Source organism: Bradyrhizobium sp. Leo170 (assembly GCF_004296405.1).
Lineage (GTDB): Bacteria > Pseudomonadota > Alphaproteobacteria > Rhizobiales > Xanthobacteraceae > Bradyrhizobium.
Window position 1 is genome coordinate 1 of record NZ_PSRR01000187.1, and the last position, 16,481, is coordinate 16,481.

General features: G+C 61.7%; 13 protein-coding genes and 1 pseudogene. 2 read left to right on the forward strand and 12 right to left on the reverse strand.

Features of this window, described 5'->3' with window-relative positions:
- On the forward strand, positions 1-1,061 hold a 1,061-nt coding region (locus CWO89_RS26665; RefSeq protein WP_245476598.1), incomplete at its 5' end, for an HpcH/HpaI aldolase family protein.
- A 373-nt stretch (positions 1,062-1,434) separates the two neighbouring features.
- Here the strand turns inward: CWO89_RS26665 and CWO89_RS26670 are convergent.
- The 9 genes and pseudogenes from CWO89_RS26670 to CWO89_RS26710 all read right to left on the reverse strand — a co-directional run bounded on the left by CWO89_RS26670 (position 1,435) and on the right by CWO89_RS26710 (position 12,485).
- Positions 1,435-2,127, reverse strand: a complete 693-nt coding sequence (locus tag CWO89_RS26670; RefSeq protein ID WP_130581615.1) for a response regulator transcription factor — start codon at positions 2,125-2,127, stop codon at positions 1,435-1,437.
- Positions 2,128-2,510: 383 nt separating this feature from the next.
- Positions 2,511-4,376, reverse strand: a complete 1,866-nt coding sequence (locus CWO89_RS26675; protein WP_130581616.1) for a tetratricopeptide repeat protein — start codon at positions 4,374-4,376, stop codon at positions 2,511-2,513.
- Positions 4,373-5,707, reverse strand: coding sequence for an HlyD family type I secretion periplasmic adaptor subunit (locus CWO89_RS26680; protein WP_245476599.1), 1,335 nt, complete (start codon positions 5,705-5,707; stop codon positions 4,373-4,375). Before CWO89_RS26680 ends, CWO89_RS26675 begins: the two co-directional genes overlap by 4 nt.
- 34 nt (positions 5,708-5,741) lie before the next feature.
- A complete protein-coding gene (locus CWO89_RS26685; protein WP_245476600.1) occupies positions 5,742-7,898 on the reverse strand; it encodes a peptidase domain-containing ABC transporter in 2,157 nt (718 codons plus the stop codon).
- 325 nt (positions 7,899-8,223) lie between these two features.
- Positions 8,224-9,324, reverse strand: a complete 1,101-nt coding sequence (locus CWO89_RS26690; RefSeq protein WP_130581618.1) for a TIGR03118 family protein — start codon at positions 9,322-9,324, stop codon at positions 8,224-8,226.
- Between the two features lie 357 nt (positions 9,325-9,681).
- Positions 9,682-9,933 carry an energy transducer TonB family protein gene (locus tag CWO89_RS47145; protein WP_207234580.1) on the reverse strand — a complete coding sequence of 84 codons (252 nt, stop codon included), beginning with the start codon at positions 9,931-9,933 and terminating at the stop codon, positions 9,682-9,684.
- Between the two features lie 612 nt (positions 9,934-10,545).
- Positions 10,546-10,977 (reverse strand): annotated as a pseudogene (exbD, locus tag CWO89_RS26700) (TonB system transport protein ExbD); the annotation flags it as partial.
- Between the two features lie 5 nt (positions 10,978-10,982).
- Entirely contained in the window at positions 10,983-11,942 is a 960-nt protein-coding gene (exbB, locus tag CWO89_RS26705) for a tonB-system energizer ExbB (protein ID WP_130581620.1), read from the reverse strand.
- 324 nt (positions 11,943-12,266) lie between these two features.
- The gene (locus CWO89_RS26710; RefSeq protein ID WP_130581621.1) at positions 12,267-12,485 is read right to left on the reverse strand and encodes a hypothetical protein; all 219 of its coding nucleotides are present in this window, start codon (positions 12,483-12,485) and stop codon (positions 12,267-12,269) included.
- Positions 12,486-12,936: 451 nt separating this feature from the next.
- Between CWO89_RS26710 and CWO89_RS26715 the strand changes: the two genes are divergently transcribed.
- The gene (locus CWO89_RS26715; protein ID WP_245476601.1) at positions 12,937-13,509 is read left to right on the forward strand and encodes a hypothetical protein; all 573 of its coding nucleotides are present in this window, start codon (positions 12,937-12,939) and stop codon (positions 13,507-13,509) included.
- 536 nt (positions 13,510-14,045) lie between these two features.
- On the opposite strand, the gene CWO89_RS26720 is transcribed toward CWO89_RS26715, so the two are convergent.
- The 3 genes from CWO89_RS26720 to CWO89_RS26730 all read right to left on the reverse strand — a co-directional run.
- Positions 14,046-14,960: a metallophosphoesterase family protein gene (locus tag CWO89_RS26720; protein WP_130581622.1), complete on the reverse strand. Its 915-nt coding sequence runs from the start codon at positions 14,958-14,960 to the stop codon at positions 14,046-14,048.
- 63 nt (positions 14,961-15,023) lie between these two features.
- Positions 15,024-15,890, reverse strand: coding sequence for a class I SAM-dependent methyltransferase (locus tag CWO89_RS26725; protein ID WP_130581623.1), 867 nt, complete (start codon positions 15,888-15,890; stop codon positions 15,024-15,026).
- Positions 15,891-15,895: 5 nt separating this feature from the next.
- Positions 15,896-16,481, reverse strand: a 586-nt coding sequence (locus tag CWO89_RS26730) for an extracellular solute-binding protein (protein ID WP_130581624.1), incomplete at its 5' end; no start/stop codon positions are given.

Consider the following 16,481-nt stretch of genomic DNA (forward strand, 5'->3'; position numbering starts at 1 on the left):
CCCCGGATTATCCCCCTCGCCAACGCAATTCGAGAAATGTTTCACCAGATGAAACATTCGGGTCACTCTGGTCCGAAGCCGGACAACCGGCCCGCGGCGCCCGGGCCTGCAAAACCGAGTTTCATTTGATGAAATCACTGTCGAAAGCGCTCCAGAACAAACGTCCGGAGCCTTACGGTCGTCGTCCAACCGAGCGCCACAATTCCAAAGGCCGCCCAAGCGATGCCGACCTGCCGGCTGATTGGGCGCCGAACGAAGTTGCTTTTTTGCGAGAGGAAGAAAACATGGCCAGCCTGCGTTCGCCAGTCACGGAGTTTCGCTCAAGGCTTCGAAAGGGTGAGCATGTTCTCGGAACATTCATCAAGACGCCGACGAGTCACGCGATCGAGATTATCGGTGACGTCGGCTACGACTTCGTCATTGTCGATCAGGAACATGCCCCCTTCGACCGCGGCACGATTGATCTGGCTTGTCTTGCTGCCAGAGCGAGTGGAACGGCTGCGCTTGTGCGGATTTCGGAGCCAACAGCCGCCAGCATATTGTCTGTTCTAGACTGCGGTGCCACCGGCGTCCTCCTTCCCCATTGCGATTCATTGGCCAAGGCGAAGGCGATCGCTCAAGCCTGTCGCTATCGCGGGGGAAGCCGAGGCTTTTCGAACACGACCCGAGCGGGCCGATTTGGCGGTGCCTCCATGTCTGATCACATGGACGAACAGGATGCCCGGGTCGCCTGTATAGCGATGATCGAGGATGAAGCCGCACTGGACGAAATCGACGCCATCGCGTCGCAAAGTGGGCTCGATGCTTTCTTCATCGGAAGGGGTGATCTGACTGCGTCGATGGGCGCCACGGGAATGAAAAAGGCGGTCGCAAGGATTGCCGCGGCGGCCAATGCCGCGAGGATGCCGATGATGGTGCTAGTGTCAAGCCTGGAGGACGCTGCGGCGTTGCGAGACATCGGCGCGACCGCCTACGTTGTCTCGAACGACCAAAACTTTCTGAAGGCTGCCGCCAAGAGTGCATTGGACGCTTACAGCGATCCGAAGAAGTGGCAGCTTTAAATTCGGAAATCTTCCCGGGAATCGCGAAATCAAGTGCGATCCGGCCGCGCGGATCGTCAGCCGCGCGAGGCTGTCGAAAGTTGAAAGAGGAAAAAAGCCGAACTATTCCGATCGCGAGCAAGATTGCTCGCGGGCTCGGGCTAAGTCTTTCTGTGCTCGTTGGAGACGCTGAAGCATCCAGTGGCGCGATCCGCGTAGTGCCATCCAGCGCTCGATTGACGTTCGTGGACAAAGCAAACGGCTTTGAGCGCGAGTTTCTTTCACCGCCCTTCAGATATTCCAGGTATCGAAGTGCTGCGCCACGAGATCGCGCGTGAAAAGGCTGGTGTAGGTCGTACACCTCGACCTCGGTCCGAGACCCAACTGTGAAGTCTCAAGCAGAGGGCCGGACACAGAATCCCACACCGCGAACTGTATGAATGATTGGATAGGCTTGTTCGCTATCGATCTTTCTTCGCAGACGTCCGACGTAGACATCAATAAGATTCGTCGCAGGATCGAAATGCAGACCCCAGACGTGCTGCAGCAGCAGACTTCGAGTGATGACTTCACCGGTATGGCGAGCAAGATACTCCAAGAGTCTGAATTCCCGGGGCCTTAGCCCGATCTGTCGGCCGGCCCGGGACGCGGTTCGAGCCACGAGGTCCATCTCCAGATCGCCGACCCGCAGCACGGTTTCCTGGCGAACTGAGGTGCCACGCCGAGACAGCGCATCAACACGAGCAAGCATTTCTGCGCAGGCGAACGGCTTCACGAGGTAGTCGTCGGCGCCTGCACGCAGACCGTCCACGCGATCAGAAACTTCACCGAGCACACTGATGATCAATGCGGGAGTCCCGATTCCGTCTTGCCTGAGGCGCCGGATGACTTCGATCCCATCAATGTCCGGCAAAATGCGATCGACGGTCATGACGAGATATTCGGCGGCGCGGCCAAGGCGCAGCCCTTTCTCGCCATCAGTCGCGATTGAGACGTCATAGCCAGCGGCACCCAGGCAGCTACCAAGCTCCCTGGCGGTCCACCAATCATCCTCGATGACGAGAACACGACGCGTGCAGTTCGGCATGACATCACCTCCACCGCGGGTTCCGGGCTTCGGGATCGTGTCGGTCGCATTGAGACGTCAATGCACTAACACCGCCGCTTGATGGACAATTCCGCAGGCACTTGGAGACGACCGATCATTTAGGACATTGGCGGGATCGAGTGGGTACGAAGCCTGACCATTCGCGGTAGCCGCGGTCCGGTTCACGCGTTCAGCCTTACAATTGGATCGAGTGTGCCGTCGCAGCTTTGGTTGAAAGGGCGAGCTGTTAGTGCTAGACGCTTGGCTAGGCGCTCAGTCGATCAATGGTGGCGCGGTGCACTCGGTGTATTGCCGCTGCGATAGTATAATAATACCAATAGGGCGCATATCGATTTTTCAGTCGCAGACTGTTTAAAGCTGCATCAGAGATCCGCGAGATCGGTGACATGACGTGCCCGTTCGCATGGTTGCGTCGGCAGCATGGGGCGAATGGATGCGAGATCGAGCTCTGCGTCCGCCAGCCCCTGCGCTGCCGCACGCCCTAGCCATAGACGTGCCGCTTCCGGATCGCGTTCGCCCGCCAGCCCGCGCGCTAAATATCGACCCAGCATTTTCTGAGCTTCCGCATGCCCCCGCTCAGCGGCCGCTCGGAACCAGTGCTGCGCGACCGTGCGGTCGGTCGGCACGTCATAGCCACCGCCACTCAGCAAGCCTAGGGCGAACATGGCGCCGACATGACCCTTGCCGGCAGCCTTCTCGAACAACGCCGTTGCCGCGAGAGGATCGCGCGGGCCACCCCGGCCGTTCACCATCATCTCCGCCAGCGCCGCTTCGGCGTCCGCGATGCCGACCGCGGCGGCGCGCGAAATCCACGCGCGGCCTGCTTCGGCGTTTGCCTCGACACCACGTCCATCGACAAGCATGCGGCCATACCAGTACTGCGCGCTCGCAACTTCGTCAGCCGCTCGGCGCAGATACTGGGTCGCCTGCCGCTCGTCCCGCTCAACGCCAACGCCCGCCGCCAGACAGAGCCCGTAGTTGAGTGCCGCCACCAGATCGCCGGCCGCAGCTGCCTGCTCGAGCCAATGGCGCGCCTTAGCCAGGTCTTCGGGGTCGCCATCACCGACACCTCGCAGGAGAAGGTTGGCGAGATCCACCCGGGCCTGCAGATCGCCGGCGTCAGCGGAGATCCGGAGCCAGTTCGCCGCCTCTCTCGGATCGCGCGCCACCCCGGCGCCGGTCAGATAAAGCAAGCCAAGCGCCCGCGCTGCCGTGTGGTGGCCGGCCTCTGCCGCACGGCGGAACCAGATCGCCGCCTCTGCGTAGTTGGGCGGCAACGATCCGCCCCTGACATATAAGTCGCCGACAAGCGCCGCCGCGTCCGGATCACCGGCCAACCCCGCCCTGCGCAGCCACGACTCGCCTTCTGCCAGGTTTGGTTTGACTCCAAGCCCGCACATCAGTGCGCGTCCCCAGCTCGCCTGGCCGGAGCGATAGCCCTTGACGGCCGCCTGCCGGTAGAGCTCGGCCGCGACCGCGAGGTCGCGTTCCGCTCCAACCCCGCGTTCAGTCATCACACCAAGCAGATAAATCGCCGGTACCAACCCTGCCTGTGCCGCACGCCGGAGATTTTCGACCACCTTGCGCCGCCCTTCGTCATCGGTGACCGATCGCGCCAGCGACTGTGCGTATCCCAGCGCGCCCTGAGGACAACCGGCTTCGGCGGCGCGCTGATACCACCGGCGCGCCTCCTCCAGGTTGCGCATCGATTCCGGGCCGGAGGTCAGGATGTAGGCAAGCACAGCCTGTCCGTCTGCGGAGCCGTGCTCGGCTGCCCGCCGCGCCCATTTCTCCGCCGCCACAAAATCGGGTTCTAGCGCCATCTCGCCTGAGAACAGGCCTGCCACGCTCGAGTTGCCTGCAACAGCCTGCCGGTTCCCTGAGGTGCCAGAGCCGTGGACGTGCAGCGCGGCGAGCAACCACTGGGCCTCAACATGGTCCTGAGCCGCGGCACGCGCGAGCCAACGCACGCTCTCTGTGAGGCTGACCGGGACGCCCGAACCTTCCAGATAGCAGCGGCCGACCCGGTATTCGGCCTCTGCGATGCCAGCGCCGGCGGCACGGGCGAACAGCATGAAGGCCTGCGTCACGCGGGACTGCTTGCTCAGGTGGATTGCGCGCCGCAGTGCTGCCGATGCCGACAGCAGGCTGATGATACGATCGAGAAAACTCAACCGCGTTGTACGTGCATTCTTGCGGCTCGTGGTCACTTTGCCGGTGCATCTCATGGCTCGCGCATTCCCTCCGACATCACTGGTAGAATTCGGCCAAGGAGGTAAGCCATGACAGTGCGCTTGCCGACCTTGATGTCGGCAGCAACCGGCATGCCGGGCATAATGTGAAAGCCAGCCGGCAAGTCGTGGAGCATCAACCGGTCGAGGGTGATGCGCGAACGGTAGAAGGGCTCGGTGTTGGCGGGGTTCACAGGAACCGAGCCAGAGTGGGCCTTCGTGCTGTCCTGCGCGGTGAAGCTGTCGGCGCTGACGGTGCGAACCGTTCCGTACGCCAAACCGTACTGTGTCGACGGAAGGGTGTCGAACTTGACCGCCACCGCGGCACCGACGTGGACGAAGCCGTTATCACGCCCTGCAATGTTCGCTTCGATCTCAAGAGGGGCATCAACGGGCACCAGCGTGATCAGTTGCTCGCCCGTTTGCAGCACGGAGCCCTCGGAAACCTTGGCAACCGTCAGCACCGTGGCATCTCGTTCGGCGTGCAGTTCGATCAATTGGCGCCGCAACCGCGCCTTGTTCAGCGATTCCCGGGCATCGCTCAGCTTTCGGGATCCTTCCGACAGCGCCTGGGCGATCTGGACGCGCCAATTCTGATCGTAGGCGTCACGCTCGGCAATCATGGCGGCGAGTTCGGCCTTGGCGCTCTCGCCCGTTTTGATCGCAGTGGACAGACTGCGCTCGATCTCGAGCCGGTTGTCGGTTGCGATCAAGGCGTTGAGCTGACTGCCGACTTGCAGTGCCTCCAATTTCTTGCGCATCGATTCCACTGTTTGCGCGACGGCCAACCGCTCGCGGAAGGCCGTTACATCCGTGGTCGACCGCGCCGCTGTCGATGCCAGGGCATCGATCTTCTGACGATACGACTCCAGCTTTGACCTCCGTTCCGACTCGCGCTGCGCATGGATCGCAGCCTGCAGCAACATCGGCGGATCAACTCCGGAATATTGGAAGGACCGGTCCTCCACCTCCGCCTGCATGCGCGCCGCCTCGGCCTGCAGGCTGTAGACCTGGGCTTGCAGCGCGCCGACATCGGCGCCGGCGAAGGTAGGATCAAGCCGAGCAAGCATGTCGCCCCGATGAACGCTTTGCCCTTCCGTCACATCGATCGAGCGGACAATCGACGTTTCCAGTGGTTGCACGACCATCATCGGCGCCTGGGAGACCACCTTTCCCTGTGCGGTCACAACCCTGTCGATCGGGATCAGCCACATCGCCGCGATGCATGCGGCGAACATGCTGCCAATCATCCAGATTGTGCCGCGCGCCGCGCCGGGGACTGGGGCGGCAATGATGGCTTTGGTCGGCGACTGGAATTCCAAGAGCACCGGAAGCGTCGAATCCTCCGATCGGCTCGTGGGACTAGCCGCGCCGGACCGGCGAGTGAGCAAGAGCGGCATGACGTAGCCCTTGGCTGTCGAGATGGCGGCTCTGTTGCATCCAGAGCTGGCGGTAGATGGCGCAGCGTTCGAGGAGCAAGCGGTGCGGCGCGATGTCAACCATCTTGCCCCTTTCCAGGACAAGGATCTGATCACAGTCAATCAACGACGACAGGCGATGCGAGATGATCACCATGGTCCGGCCGCGTGCGATGCGAAGCAGACTGGCGTTCAGCAGCGCCTCGCTCTCCGGGTCCAGCGCACTGGTCGCCTCGTCCAGCATCAGGATTCGTGGATCGTTGATCAGTGCGCGCGCAATTGCAATCCGCTGCCGCTGTCCGCCTGAAACGTTCGGCGAGCCTTCCTCGATCAGCGTCTCGTAGCCATTCGGCATGCGCTCGATGAATTCCTCGGCACCGGCGAGGCGCGCGGCGAGCACAGCGTCGTCCAACGTCAACCCGGGCCGTCCGGCGATGATATTGTCGCGTATCGAGCCGCGGAACAGAAAGTTCTCCTGCAGCACGACACCGAAGCTCTGGCGCAGGTGACGCAGATTGATCTCGCGCACGTCGTTGCCGTCGATCTTTAGGAAGCCGCTGTAGTCGCGGTTGATCCCTTGCAACAGCCGCGCCAATGTCGATTTGCCGGATCCGCTGCGCCCAACGATACCAAGCATCGTGCCGGCCGGCACCTCGAACGTGACACGGTCGAGCGCAGGAATCTTCGTGCCTTCATAGGTGAAGGTGACATCCTCGAATGAGATGGCGCCGGCAAATCGCGGCAGCAGCCCGCCAAATGCGGCCTCCGCCTCCGGCGGCCGATTCAGCACGGAGGCGACTTCGCCGATCGCGGCTGAAACCCCCTGGTAATCCTCAATCAGACGCGCCAGCCCGACGAGCGGCTGGGCGACGCGCATGCTGAGCATCATGAAGGCGAACAGCGCACCGACCGCATAGCCGGTATTGTCCGTCAGGGCCATGTAGGCGCCCACCAGCACGATACCGACCGACATGAAGCGTTCGATCGGCGCGACGATCGTCTGGGGCCAATTCGTCAGCTTGCCGAAGGCGAGGCGCCACGCCGCGGCATCTGCGACACGCGCGTCCCACAGCGCCCTGCGCTGCGGCTCCAGGGCGAGCGATTTTATCGTCTTGATGCCGAAAACGGTCTCGCCTAGTGCCGATGCCTTCTCGGTCTCGGCGCGAACCACCCTGCCGAACACGTGTCGCAGCGGCCGCAAGAAAGAAAGAATAACCAGCATGATCGACGCCGCGCAGGCCAGAACCATCGATGCCAGGAAGGTGTTGAGATAGAACAGGAATGGCAGCAGTACGATGAGCGTCGTCAAATCGAGGAACGTGCTCAGCAGCTTGCCGGTGAGGAATTCGCGGACCCTGTACACTTCCACAATCTTGTGCATCGTTTCGCCGGCGGGGTGCCGCTCGAAATAGTCAAGCGGCAGCCGCAGCACGCGGTTGAAGACATGCAGGTTCAGTTTTGCGTCAAGTCGCATGCCTATGACGAGAACGATCAGCCGGCGGGCGTAGCCGAGGAGGACCTCGAACACGGCGGCAATGGCGAGCAGCGCACTGAGCAGCGCGAGCGTCGAGTAGCTATTGTGGGTCAGCACCTTGTCCACCACGTTCATGACCAGCAATGGCGGAAAGATCGTCAGAAAGCTCAGCGTCAGCGACGCAAGCCCCACATCGCGCAGCGATCGCCTCTCCTGCAGCACAAGGCCGGCGAGCCAGCTCAGGCCAAACGGTCTGTCGGTCTCCGGCTGCCCGCGCCGCGCGCGCAGCAGGACCGCCTCGCCTGACCAGACCCGCTCCAGTCGCAGCTGGTCCACCGCAATGTCGCACTCGCTCGCGCCAGCGCGAGGATCCCTGAGGATGACCACATTGTGCTCGGCATTCACGCCGACCAACAATCCGGCGCCACCATCGGTGAACAACAGCACCACCGGCCCGGCGTCCTGCAACCGCATCAGTTGACGCCATCGCAGCCGTACCGCTCGTGCCCACATGCCGGCGTTCTGTAGCCAGGCGGAAAGCGCCGCAGCGGACGGCATTTGCTCACCATGGATGCAGGGAAACTCGCGCGGATCGAGCTCCATGCCATGGAATCTGGCCGCATTCATCGCGGCCGCCAGGCGTGGGTGGATCTCGTCGCCGCCGGCACTGCTATGGCGTGCCGCGCCATTCCTCACCGCACGACACCCATCGCCAGGACTGGCTGCGGATACCAGCCCCGCGCTATGGATGCCCAAGCCGAAAGTCTGCCCGCCCAAGAGCTCCACGAGCGGCCCCTTCCAATCCATCTTCAACCCAACGGGCGAGGCATTCGCTTCGGCGAGGCGGGCGTTGTCGCCGCTTCAAGCCTCGGCGGAAGCCTGCATCGTCCTCGTTTGAGTCACCCGTGCAGCGGGCAAAGCCAAACGCCATCGGTAAGCGCTGGCCCGGCCCTCAGCCGTGCGGATGCGAGCCCGGCATCGACATGGTGGATCGATCCGGTTCAGGGATCGCCGCCAAGCTGCCAAACAGGCCATGCGCCTCGTTCTCCACGCCGGCCGTAAAGTAGATCTTGTTGGGATCGCTGTTGGCACTGCCATTGCCGGGAACGAGGGCCCAGAGATCGCCAATGGTGATTGGCGTACCCTTGGCATCAAGCAACTTGCCCTCAAAATGATCGTCCTTCAAATCGAAGGCATTAATCGTGCCGTCACCGAAATTCCCGACAAGAAGATCGTTGGCGAACTCTCCAAAGCTGGAGGGCGCGATCGCAAGGCCCCACGGAGAATCGAGCGGCCCGCGCGATGCCACCCTGTTGAGCAAGTGACCTTCCAGGTCGAACTCGTCCACAAAGCCGTGGCCGGCACCAGCAACGTCATCATGCTTGTCCGCATCCTGCAATGCGAACGTAACGAACAAGTGGCCATCAAGAACCTGGACGTTGAAGGGCGCATAGCCCTTCGGCAGATGCCGATCGGTGAAGCTGTTCACCTGCTTGAAGTTCTGGTCGAAGACATCGACCGTTCCGTTGTGGAAGTTGGCGGCGAAAAGGAAGGTGCCGTCGTCGTCGCTGCCGATCGCAAGGCCCTTATAGACGGCACCGTCGCCCGATTTATCGACCGCGATGACCGAGCTTGTGGGGTCCACTTTGGGATTCCAACCGGATATGGTGCCGCTCTCAGTTGCGAAGATGAACAGCGAGGACGCCGTCGTTCCGTCGCTGCTGATGTCGAAACCGCCTCCGCCGTTGAACACCTGCCCGGTGGGATCGGAATGGTCCTGGCCCGGGAGCGCGGCGACCGTTACAAGCTTAGGCCCGGCCGGCATTCCGGCACCATCATAGATTGTCGCCACGCCCGTGCCGTTGTCCGAGACCCAAAAAGGACTGGTCGAGCTGTGGGCAACGCCCCACGGATTGATGAGGTTTGGATCGATCGTCGGCGCGGCGCCAGGGGTATCCGAGACCAGATTGGTCTGCGTGAAGGCGACCTCCTCCTGGTTTTCATGATGGTGATGGTGGTTATGATGGTCGTGATCCAGGCTCATTGCGTCCATGGTTTCCTCCAGTTTCGTAACGCGCGTGTCTTCCGCCCCGGTCGACGGCACGTTGATCTGAAGCCATCCCCTTTCGGAGGTGACAGCGTTTCTGGAAAAGGGAAATTCTGAACGCCCGTGGGGCACGAGCGACAACTTATAGTATCTGTTCGGACTTCGCGCCGACTCAAATGACCTTTTTGTTAGTTTTTTCACGATCGGGTGACACCTGGCAGATGCGGATGTCGCCTCTCATGGTCGGTAGGCCGGCCGCGGGATAGGTGTGGGTCCCGGTTGGAAAGCTGACTGGCAGGAGACAGCCTTGTGCTTGCGACAACATGCATTGCTTCTGGTTGTCGATCATCTCCATGATTGCGCTTATTGGCTGCTGAAGCGCACGGGCGCTGTGATGGCCCGATTAGCGCCGGCCGGTGGCGCCGGCACCGGCGACGCGCGGCGAACCAAGGCGAGCACCTCCTGATCGAGTTCGGCAAAGCCGGACGAGCGGGCGAGACTCGCGGACAGCACGTTGCCCCTGTCGTCAATGGTGAAGCGTACATAAGCGACACCACGCTCACCACGCGATTGCGCACTCGGTGGATAGCGCTTGCGTCGTTCGAGATGCGCCATCAGCAGCGATTGCCAATTGGCCGGTGACACAGAGGAAACGCCGGATGCCGTTTGTGCGGCAGCGGAGCGGTCTGATCTGTGAACTTGCGCCTGTGCTTGAACCGAGGCGTGCGATTGGGTCGACGCCTGTTGCTTGCGAGGCCTTGGCTGCTCCTTCGGCTTTCCTGTTTTGGTTGAGCCGCCGGAAGTGGGACCTCGACCTTTTCCAGGGATAAGGGTTTCTCTTCGACCGGCTCAGGTTCGGGTTCGGTGACCGGGTCAGGAGGTTTCTCCTCGGGCGTCTCCTCTTGCTTCTGCTCAAGCTGAGCGACACTCTCCTCAGTAGACCTCGGGTCTGGGGTGATCTCGTTCATCTCCGTCATTGTCGCCTGCGGCGTGTCGGCCAATTCGATCATGATGGCGGCAGGCGGCGAACTATCAGCGGCGACGACCGACGTCGGCCGGAGCAGCCAGGCGGCGATCCCGGCATGGAGGCCGAGTGTGAACAGGAAGGCGCAGGTCCAGAGCAAGGTCTCTGCAACCTTGACGTCGCGCGTGACGAATCCGCTTGTATAGCTCACGGCGCACCTGCCACCGACGGTGTCGGCTGATTATTCCCGGAGCGTTATCGTATTGGGCTGATGTGGGTCTCGTTTCGAGGCCGACCAGCGCAATTTTGAGATAGCCGGCCTCCCGCAGGAGGTTCATCACCTCCATCAGATGTTGGTAGTCGACGGTCCTGTCCGCCCGCATGAAGATTCGTGCATCCTTGTCGCCTTGCGTGATGGCGTCGATCGCTGCCTGCAGCCCCTCCCGTGTCACTGGATCGTTGCCGAGATTGAGCGTGCGGTCGTCCTTCAGCGACAGATAGACGGGCTTGTCAGGACGCGGGGCCGGTTTGGCGGTTGACGCCGGCAAATCATCATGGACATCGACGGTCGCGAGCGGCGCCGCCACCATGAAGATAATGAGGAGCACCAGCGTCACGTCGATGAATGGCGTGACATTGATGTCGTGGTTGTCCTCGAGTTCATCACCGAAGCGCTCACGAATGCCGCCGGCCATGACGCCTACTCCGCTGCCAGCGCAGACGCCGCCGGCTTTGCATTGGCGGGAACCTTGCGGAAGTCGAGATCGCGGCTGATCAAGCGCTCGACGCCGGCCGCGGCGTCGGCGAGCAATTGCCGATAGCCGGTCATGGCACGAGCGAACACATTATAGATGACAACAGCCGGGATCGCCGCGACAAGGCCGAACGCGGTGGCGAGTAGCGCTTCGGCGATGCCGGGGGCAACCACCGCAAGATTGGTGGTCTGCGTATGCGAGATGCCGATGAAGGAGTTCATGATGCCCCAGACGGTCCCGAACAGACCAACGAACGGCGCGGTCGCACCGATGGTGGCGAGCAGCCCCGTGCCCCTTGTCAGCCGCCCGCCGGCCTGGGCTTCGATGCGGGCAAGCCGGGAAACGACGCGCTCCTTGACACCGCCGTCACCAGCATAATCCAGGACCGCCGCCGATTGGGCCATCTCCTCGCCGGCAGACCGAACCATGAACGCGGCAGGTCCGCCGCGGTTGGCTAGTGCATGATCTGCGGCAGCGAGGTTTTGAGATGCCATGATGACGTCGAACGCCCGCCTCGCCCGGGCGCGGGCGCAGGCGACCTCGATGGCCTTCGCGAGCAGCACCGTCCAGGTCACAAGCGAGGCAAAGGCAAGCCCGATCATCACGGTCTTCACCACCCAGTCCGCCGCCATGAACATGCCCCAAGGCGACAGGTCATGTGGCAGGTCGGCACGCCGATCGGAAGCAGCGGCGGCACTCATCTGAGCTCCGGCCGGTCTGTCAAGCGACCGCTCGTCAGATGTGGATGTCGCGCTTTCCTGGGGCGCGCCACCGGTCGCCGGCGGGGAGTTATTGCGCTCCGAGGCCGTGGGCGCGGATGTGACCGCATCCTGCGCCGATGCGATGGAGGCGCCGATCATTTGTGCGACGACAAGCGTTATAATTAAAGGCCAGGCTCTCAGCATGGCAATCCGCCTCGTGACTCGCCCTATTGTCATTCTTGGTCAGTTCCCTTCTCGCTCACGGAGCGCAGCTGCTGATCTTCCTGTGCTCGAGCCTTACCAAGATGGGCGGGTCAGGCCGACGCACGCATGATTGACACCTGCTTGTTGACAGCTTCGCTTGCAACATCGGAGCGCTCCATATTTCATCGCGGTCATCATGTGACGCGCGAGCCGATCATGTGCTGCAGCCTCGCCATTTTAAGCGCATTGCCACGCCCGCCGATCAGCAGACTCGATCTCACCAAGGACAACCTCTTGAGGCTCCACAGCTAGAGCGCGATGAGATCAGGTTTGAGCATATCCGGCGTTGCTGAAGTAGTTTGAGCACTCGGCGGGTGTGACGGTGTCGAGAATCGGACCAATGGCATCGTAGACGGCCTCGGTGGTCCGCTTTCCGGCTTTACGAAGCCAATGCTTGAGTTTCGCGAAGAACTGCTCAATCGGGTTAGTAATTTCGGACGGCGCCAACCACGCGCTCACGTAGATCGAATACGCTCGCCCCATCCATGCTGGCCTCCTTCCCGGCCAGCATGTTGAATCAGAACCGATGTGATTGGGAATCCTCAATCGATTCAATCTAATCCCATCCCGCTTCTAGGCGCAGTGGGTGTAGTTTCGCAAGCGGCCCATCAGTTCCAGCAATCTCCTGGTCAAGGACACTCGGCTGCGCGCGGTGCTCCGCTTCCTTCTGACGATGGTATTCGACGGCGATCCTTGCGACTCATCTCGATGGTCCCTCGCATGCCGGATTCCGATAAGAGCATTCAGAGAACAATCAACGGTCACACGCGTGCGACCGTTTGCGGTCAGAATCTCGCACGAGACCCGTTTTGGTCTCGGCAACCATACTGGTAACTTGTTGAAGAAGAAGGTTTTTTGCTTGGTGGGCGCACCAGGGCTCGAACCTGGGACCCGCTGATTGAGGGACAGCTACGGGTTGAGAGGAATCAATCACTTGCCGGTCGCACCACCGGGCTTATCCGGCCGAAAATGGGCACTCGCCCAGTACGCCGCACCCGAATGTCTCTCGGCAATCGCGACGCCCGGCGTTAACACCGACGCTGCGCTAGTGGTGTTGCAGTCGCTCATCGGCCGAATGGAAGCGATGGCAGACGGGCCCTATCGCGTCGAACACGACCAGTCAAAAAATCTGCTCACTTACCATGAGCTGCTGCAGCGTTTTATCGATCACGACCAGGAAATCGAGTTTCGCCAAACCGAAACTACGTCGTTCAAATTCCCGCTCAAGCTCACCGAGGTCACACAGGTTGATTCTAAGACGAGTCCAGCGGTGCAACTGGCTGACGTCATGATTGGCGCCGCGATTGAAGTAGCAAACAATATAGCGGGCCTGTGGTCCGGTGGGCTTGATCCCGAAGCAGTGATGCCACGCTATGCCGACCAACAGTTCATCCATATGATCCCTTCCGTCGACTTCGAGGAACAGCGGCGTTTCAGACAAGGAACCCAGGCTGCCGAACTGATCGACTATTTTTCAGCAAACTTCTATGGCCCACGCGAACGCTGAAGCGACATGTGACAAACCTGCGCCGGCACACAGAAGAGGAACGCCTTCCCCTGCGTCCGAGCCCTTCTGTCTCGGCCGACCCCTTCTGCGGGGCCGGCCGCCCCGCAACGCCGCGCTTGTGACATCTATCTGACTCTCAGAAGGTTCGCCGCCTTTTCGCGGCTGAGACAATCCGTGCGAGCGGGCTCGAACCGCTACCGTCAGGAGTACAACATCGTAGAGGATCGTAGTTTTGCGTACAAAATCGTGGCCCGTGGTAGCGGGGGTCCGCTACATCGCCAAACCCACTATTTCGGAACCCGTGTTTTCTTTTCGCCGGGCAGCGTAACCAGCTTGGCGGCGCTTCCATAGTCCGCCAAAAGCCGCCTTTTGTGCGTGATCTAACTGTGCTTCGAACTCTACCGAGCAAGCCGCCAGCTTGGGACGCTGATTGATTTGCAGATTAAGACCGACGTCCGCCTCTCGTCCAGCAAACTAAGGATAATTCCGTCCGATCCTGCAACCACAAGGAATAGGTCATCCCCGGATGCTTGGCGCTATCCAGTTTGACATGCGGCGCGGCCTTCGAGCACCAGGCCGCGCAATGGCTCCTTGGCGTATCGAGCCTGGAAGCCGGCGGGTGCACGCATCCAGTTTCCGAGATCAATGCCGATGAAACAATCGGGTTCGACGAACTCGTGTGTATGTCGATCCCCCTCGAAGAGATGCCGGAGATAACCCACGCGTCGGACACCATATCGCGGGTAAAGCAGACCCGATGCGTCGATCACGAAGGCGGTCGAAGGCGCCCAGATTTGCTGGAGATTGTCCCAGGCATCGGTCTTGTAGTCATGGATGTGCCCCGAGGCGATGGTGACCTCACCGCGCGAGGACAGCATCTGGCGCAGGAGCTGGCGATGTTCGGGATAAAGCGCGCCTTGCGTCGGCTTGTCCTCAGCGGCACTCGCGAGATAAAGCGGCTTGTGCTGGAAGATCATGAGGCGACGTCCATCGGCCTGCTCGGCTGCGGCGCGGATAAGCTCGTTCTGCTCCGCTTCGGCCGGCAGGCCGCTGCCGAACAGCATCGAGTTCAGGCCCAAGAGGCGCAACGACGTCCCAACCTCCCGCATCCAGAAGTCTGCGCCGAAATGGCGGATATAGGCCTCGCGCCGCTCGGCCGTGATCACGCTCTCCCTGCCCCTGACGTCAGGCCGGCTGTTTCCGATGTCATGGTTGCCCGGTACGAAGAGGATATCCCGCTTGATCCTGCGGAATTGCTCCGAGGCGAACGCGAGCTCTTCCTCGAAATCGGCGCCATCGACCGTCATGTCACCCGAGCAGACGATCAAATCGCACGCCTCGGCGGCCAGGAGATCGACCAGCAGTTCCCAATTGTGATGGAAAAACGGACGGCGACGGCTGAGATGCGTATCGGAAATCTGGACGATCCGCGACGCGAACGGCGATGTCATGACAAGGGCCCTTGGTTCGCGCGTGCCGCAGCACGCGATCTGGCATAGGTGTCGCGGCGCGTTTCAACGAACCGCGGAAGCCGTATGTGTCTTCCGATCTTCGGTCCGGATCGCGTGTCGATCGGACGGCGACGCCTTCGGAGCCACGACCAGCCTTGTGACGTAAGGCACATCGAACGCGCCGGAACTGTCGCAGCGATCCAGTATCGCTGCAAGGCGGGAGAGATAAGCGGTCTCGCCGATCCCCCGGATCGCCCGCTGTGTGATGGTCGACGACAAACTGAAGCTGACGAATGCCTCGCGCGTCATCGGCATTCGCCAATAGAACGCGTGCTCCTGGACCTCGCTTGCCAGCGGATGCCCACGCAGTTCGCCGGCGGCATCTATTGCGGCATAGCGGCCGCCGCCGGCCGGGAAGGTGCCGCGCCGATAGCCCTGCACGGTCTGTTCATGCAATTCCTCATAGGCGGCCAGGAATGGGCTGTCCCACCATCGCCGCACATTTTGCACGATCGCGAGCAGGCCGCGCTCGCGCAGGCACCGGAACGCCTCCGCATAGAACAGCGGCCGGTCGAACCAGTGCGCCGCGGTCGCCGCCGTGACGAGCGCGAGACTGTCGTCCGGGAACGGCAGAGCTTCGGCGGCTCCAGCGACAAAGGACAGATTGGGCACCTCACGCGAGGCCGCTTCCGCTGCGCGTCGCATATCCGCGCCCGGCTCGACGCCGATCACGCGAGCATCGGGAAGCGATTGTGCCAGTTGCCGGCTGAAGATGCCGGTACCGGCGCCGACATCCGCCACGAGCTCGCCGGCCTGGACTGAAAGGATTGCAAGCACGGCGGCCGGATAGTCCGGCCGCGCTCGGTCGTAACAGTCCGCGATCCCGTCATACGGACTGTCGCTTTGCGAGGAGAGGCGATGCTCAGCCATGATGATCACTCCAGTAGCTTGCGAACATCGGCCACCAAAGAGGGCATGGTCTCGGCGGCGGATTTCTTGCCTGTGACGACGGCCTCGCTATGCCGCTTGATCACGTCGATGATCTTGACCGCATTCGGCCCCGGAAAGGCGTACCATCCCGTCAGGATCGGAATCTGGGCGATGCTGGCCTGAAAATTGGTGTTGGCCTTGTAGAAATCGCCCAGCAGCTCGGGCGTCTTGATCGCGACGCTGTTGCTCGGCAGATAGCCGGTATGACGGGCCATGATCGTCTGGCCGATCGGGCCGGTGGCAAACTTGATGTACTGCCACGCCGCGGCTTGCTTCTCCGGATCCTTGGACAACATGACCGCGAGATTGCCGCCAGCCGGCAGCCGTCCACCGGCCGCGCCAAGCGGAAAGCACAGGGTGCGCATCTCAAAGGACTTGGCGATCTGCCGCGTCGCGGCGCCGAGATTGGAGCTGGAGTCGGCGAAGATGCCGATCTTGCCGGCCATGAACGCGGGTCGCGCCTGACTGGTGGGAAGGTTCGGCATTCTCGCCTTCGCGAAAAGCTCCAGGGTTGCAAGGGCCGCGAGCCCG

Coding starts and splice junctions, on each gene's coding strand:
- CWO89_RS26690 (WP_130581618.1), bottom strand. CDS start 9,324: ATGGACGCAATGAGCCTGGATCACGACCATCATAACCACCATCACCAT.
- CWO89_RS26675 (WP_130581616.1), bottom strand. CDS start 4,376: ATGAGATGCACCGGCAAAGTGACCACGAGCCGCAAGAATGCACGTACA.
- CWO89_RS26685 (WP_245476600.1), bottom strand. CDS start 7,898: ATGAATGCGGCCAGATTCCATGGCATGGAGCTCGATCCGCGCGAGTTT.
- CWO89_RS26670 (WP_130581615.1), bottom strand. CDS start 2,127: ATGCCGAACTGCACGCGTCGTGTTCTCGTCATCGAGGATGATTGGTGG.
- CWO89_RS26725 (WP_130581623.1), bottom strand. CDS start 15,890: ATGGCTGAGCATCGCCTCTCCTCGCAAAGCGACAGTCCGTATGACGGG.
- CWO89_RS47145 (WP_207234580.1), bottom strand. CDS start 9,933: ATGGCGCATCTCGAACGACGCAAGCGCTATCCACCGAGTGCGCAATCG.
- CWO89_RS26710 (WP_130581621.1), bottom strand. CDS start 12,485: ATGGGGCGAGCGTATTCGATCTACGTGAGCGCGTGGTTGGCGCCGTCC.
- CWO89_RS26720 (WP_130581622.1), bottom strand. CDS start 14,960: ATGACATCGCCGTTCGCGTCGCGGATCGTCCAGATTTCCGATACGCAT.
- exbB (WP_130581620.1), bottom strand. CDS start 11,942: ATGCTGAGAGCCTGGCCTTTAATTATAACGCTTGTCGTCGCACAAATG.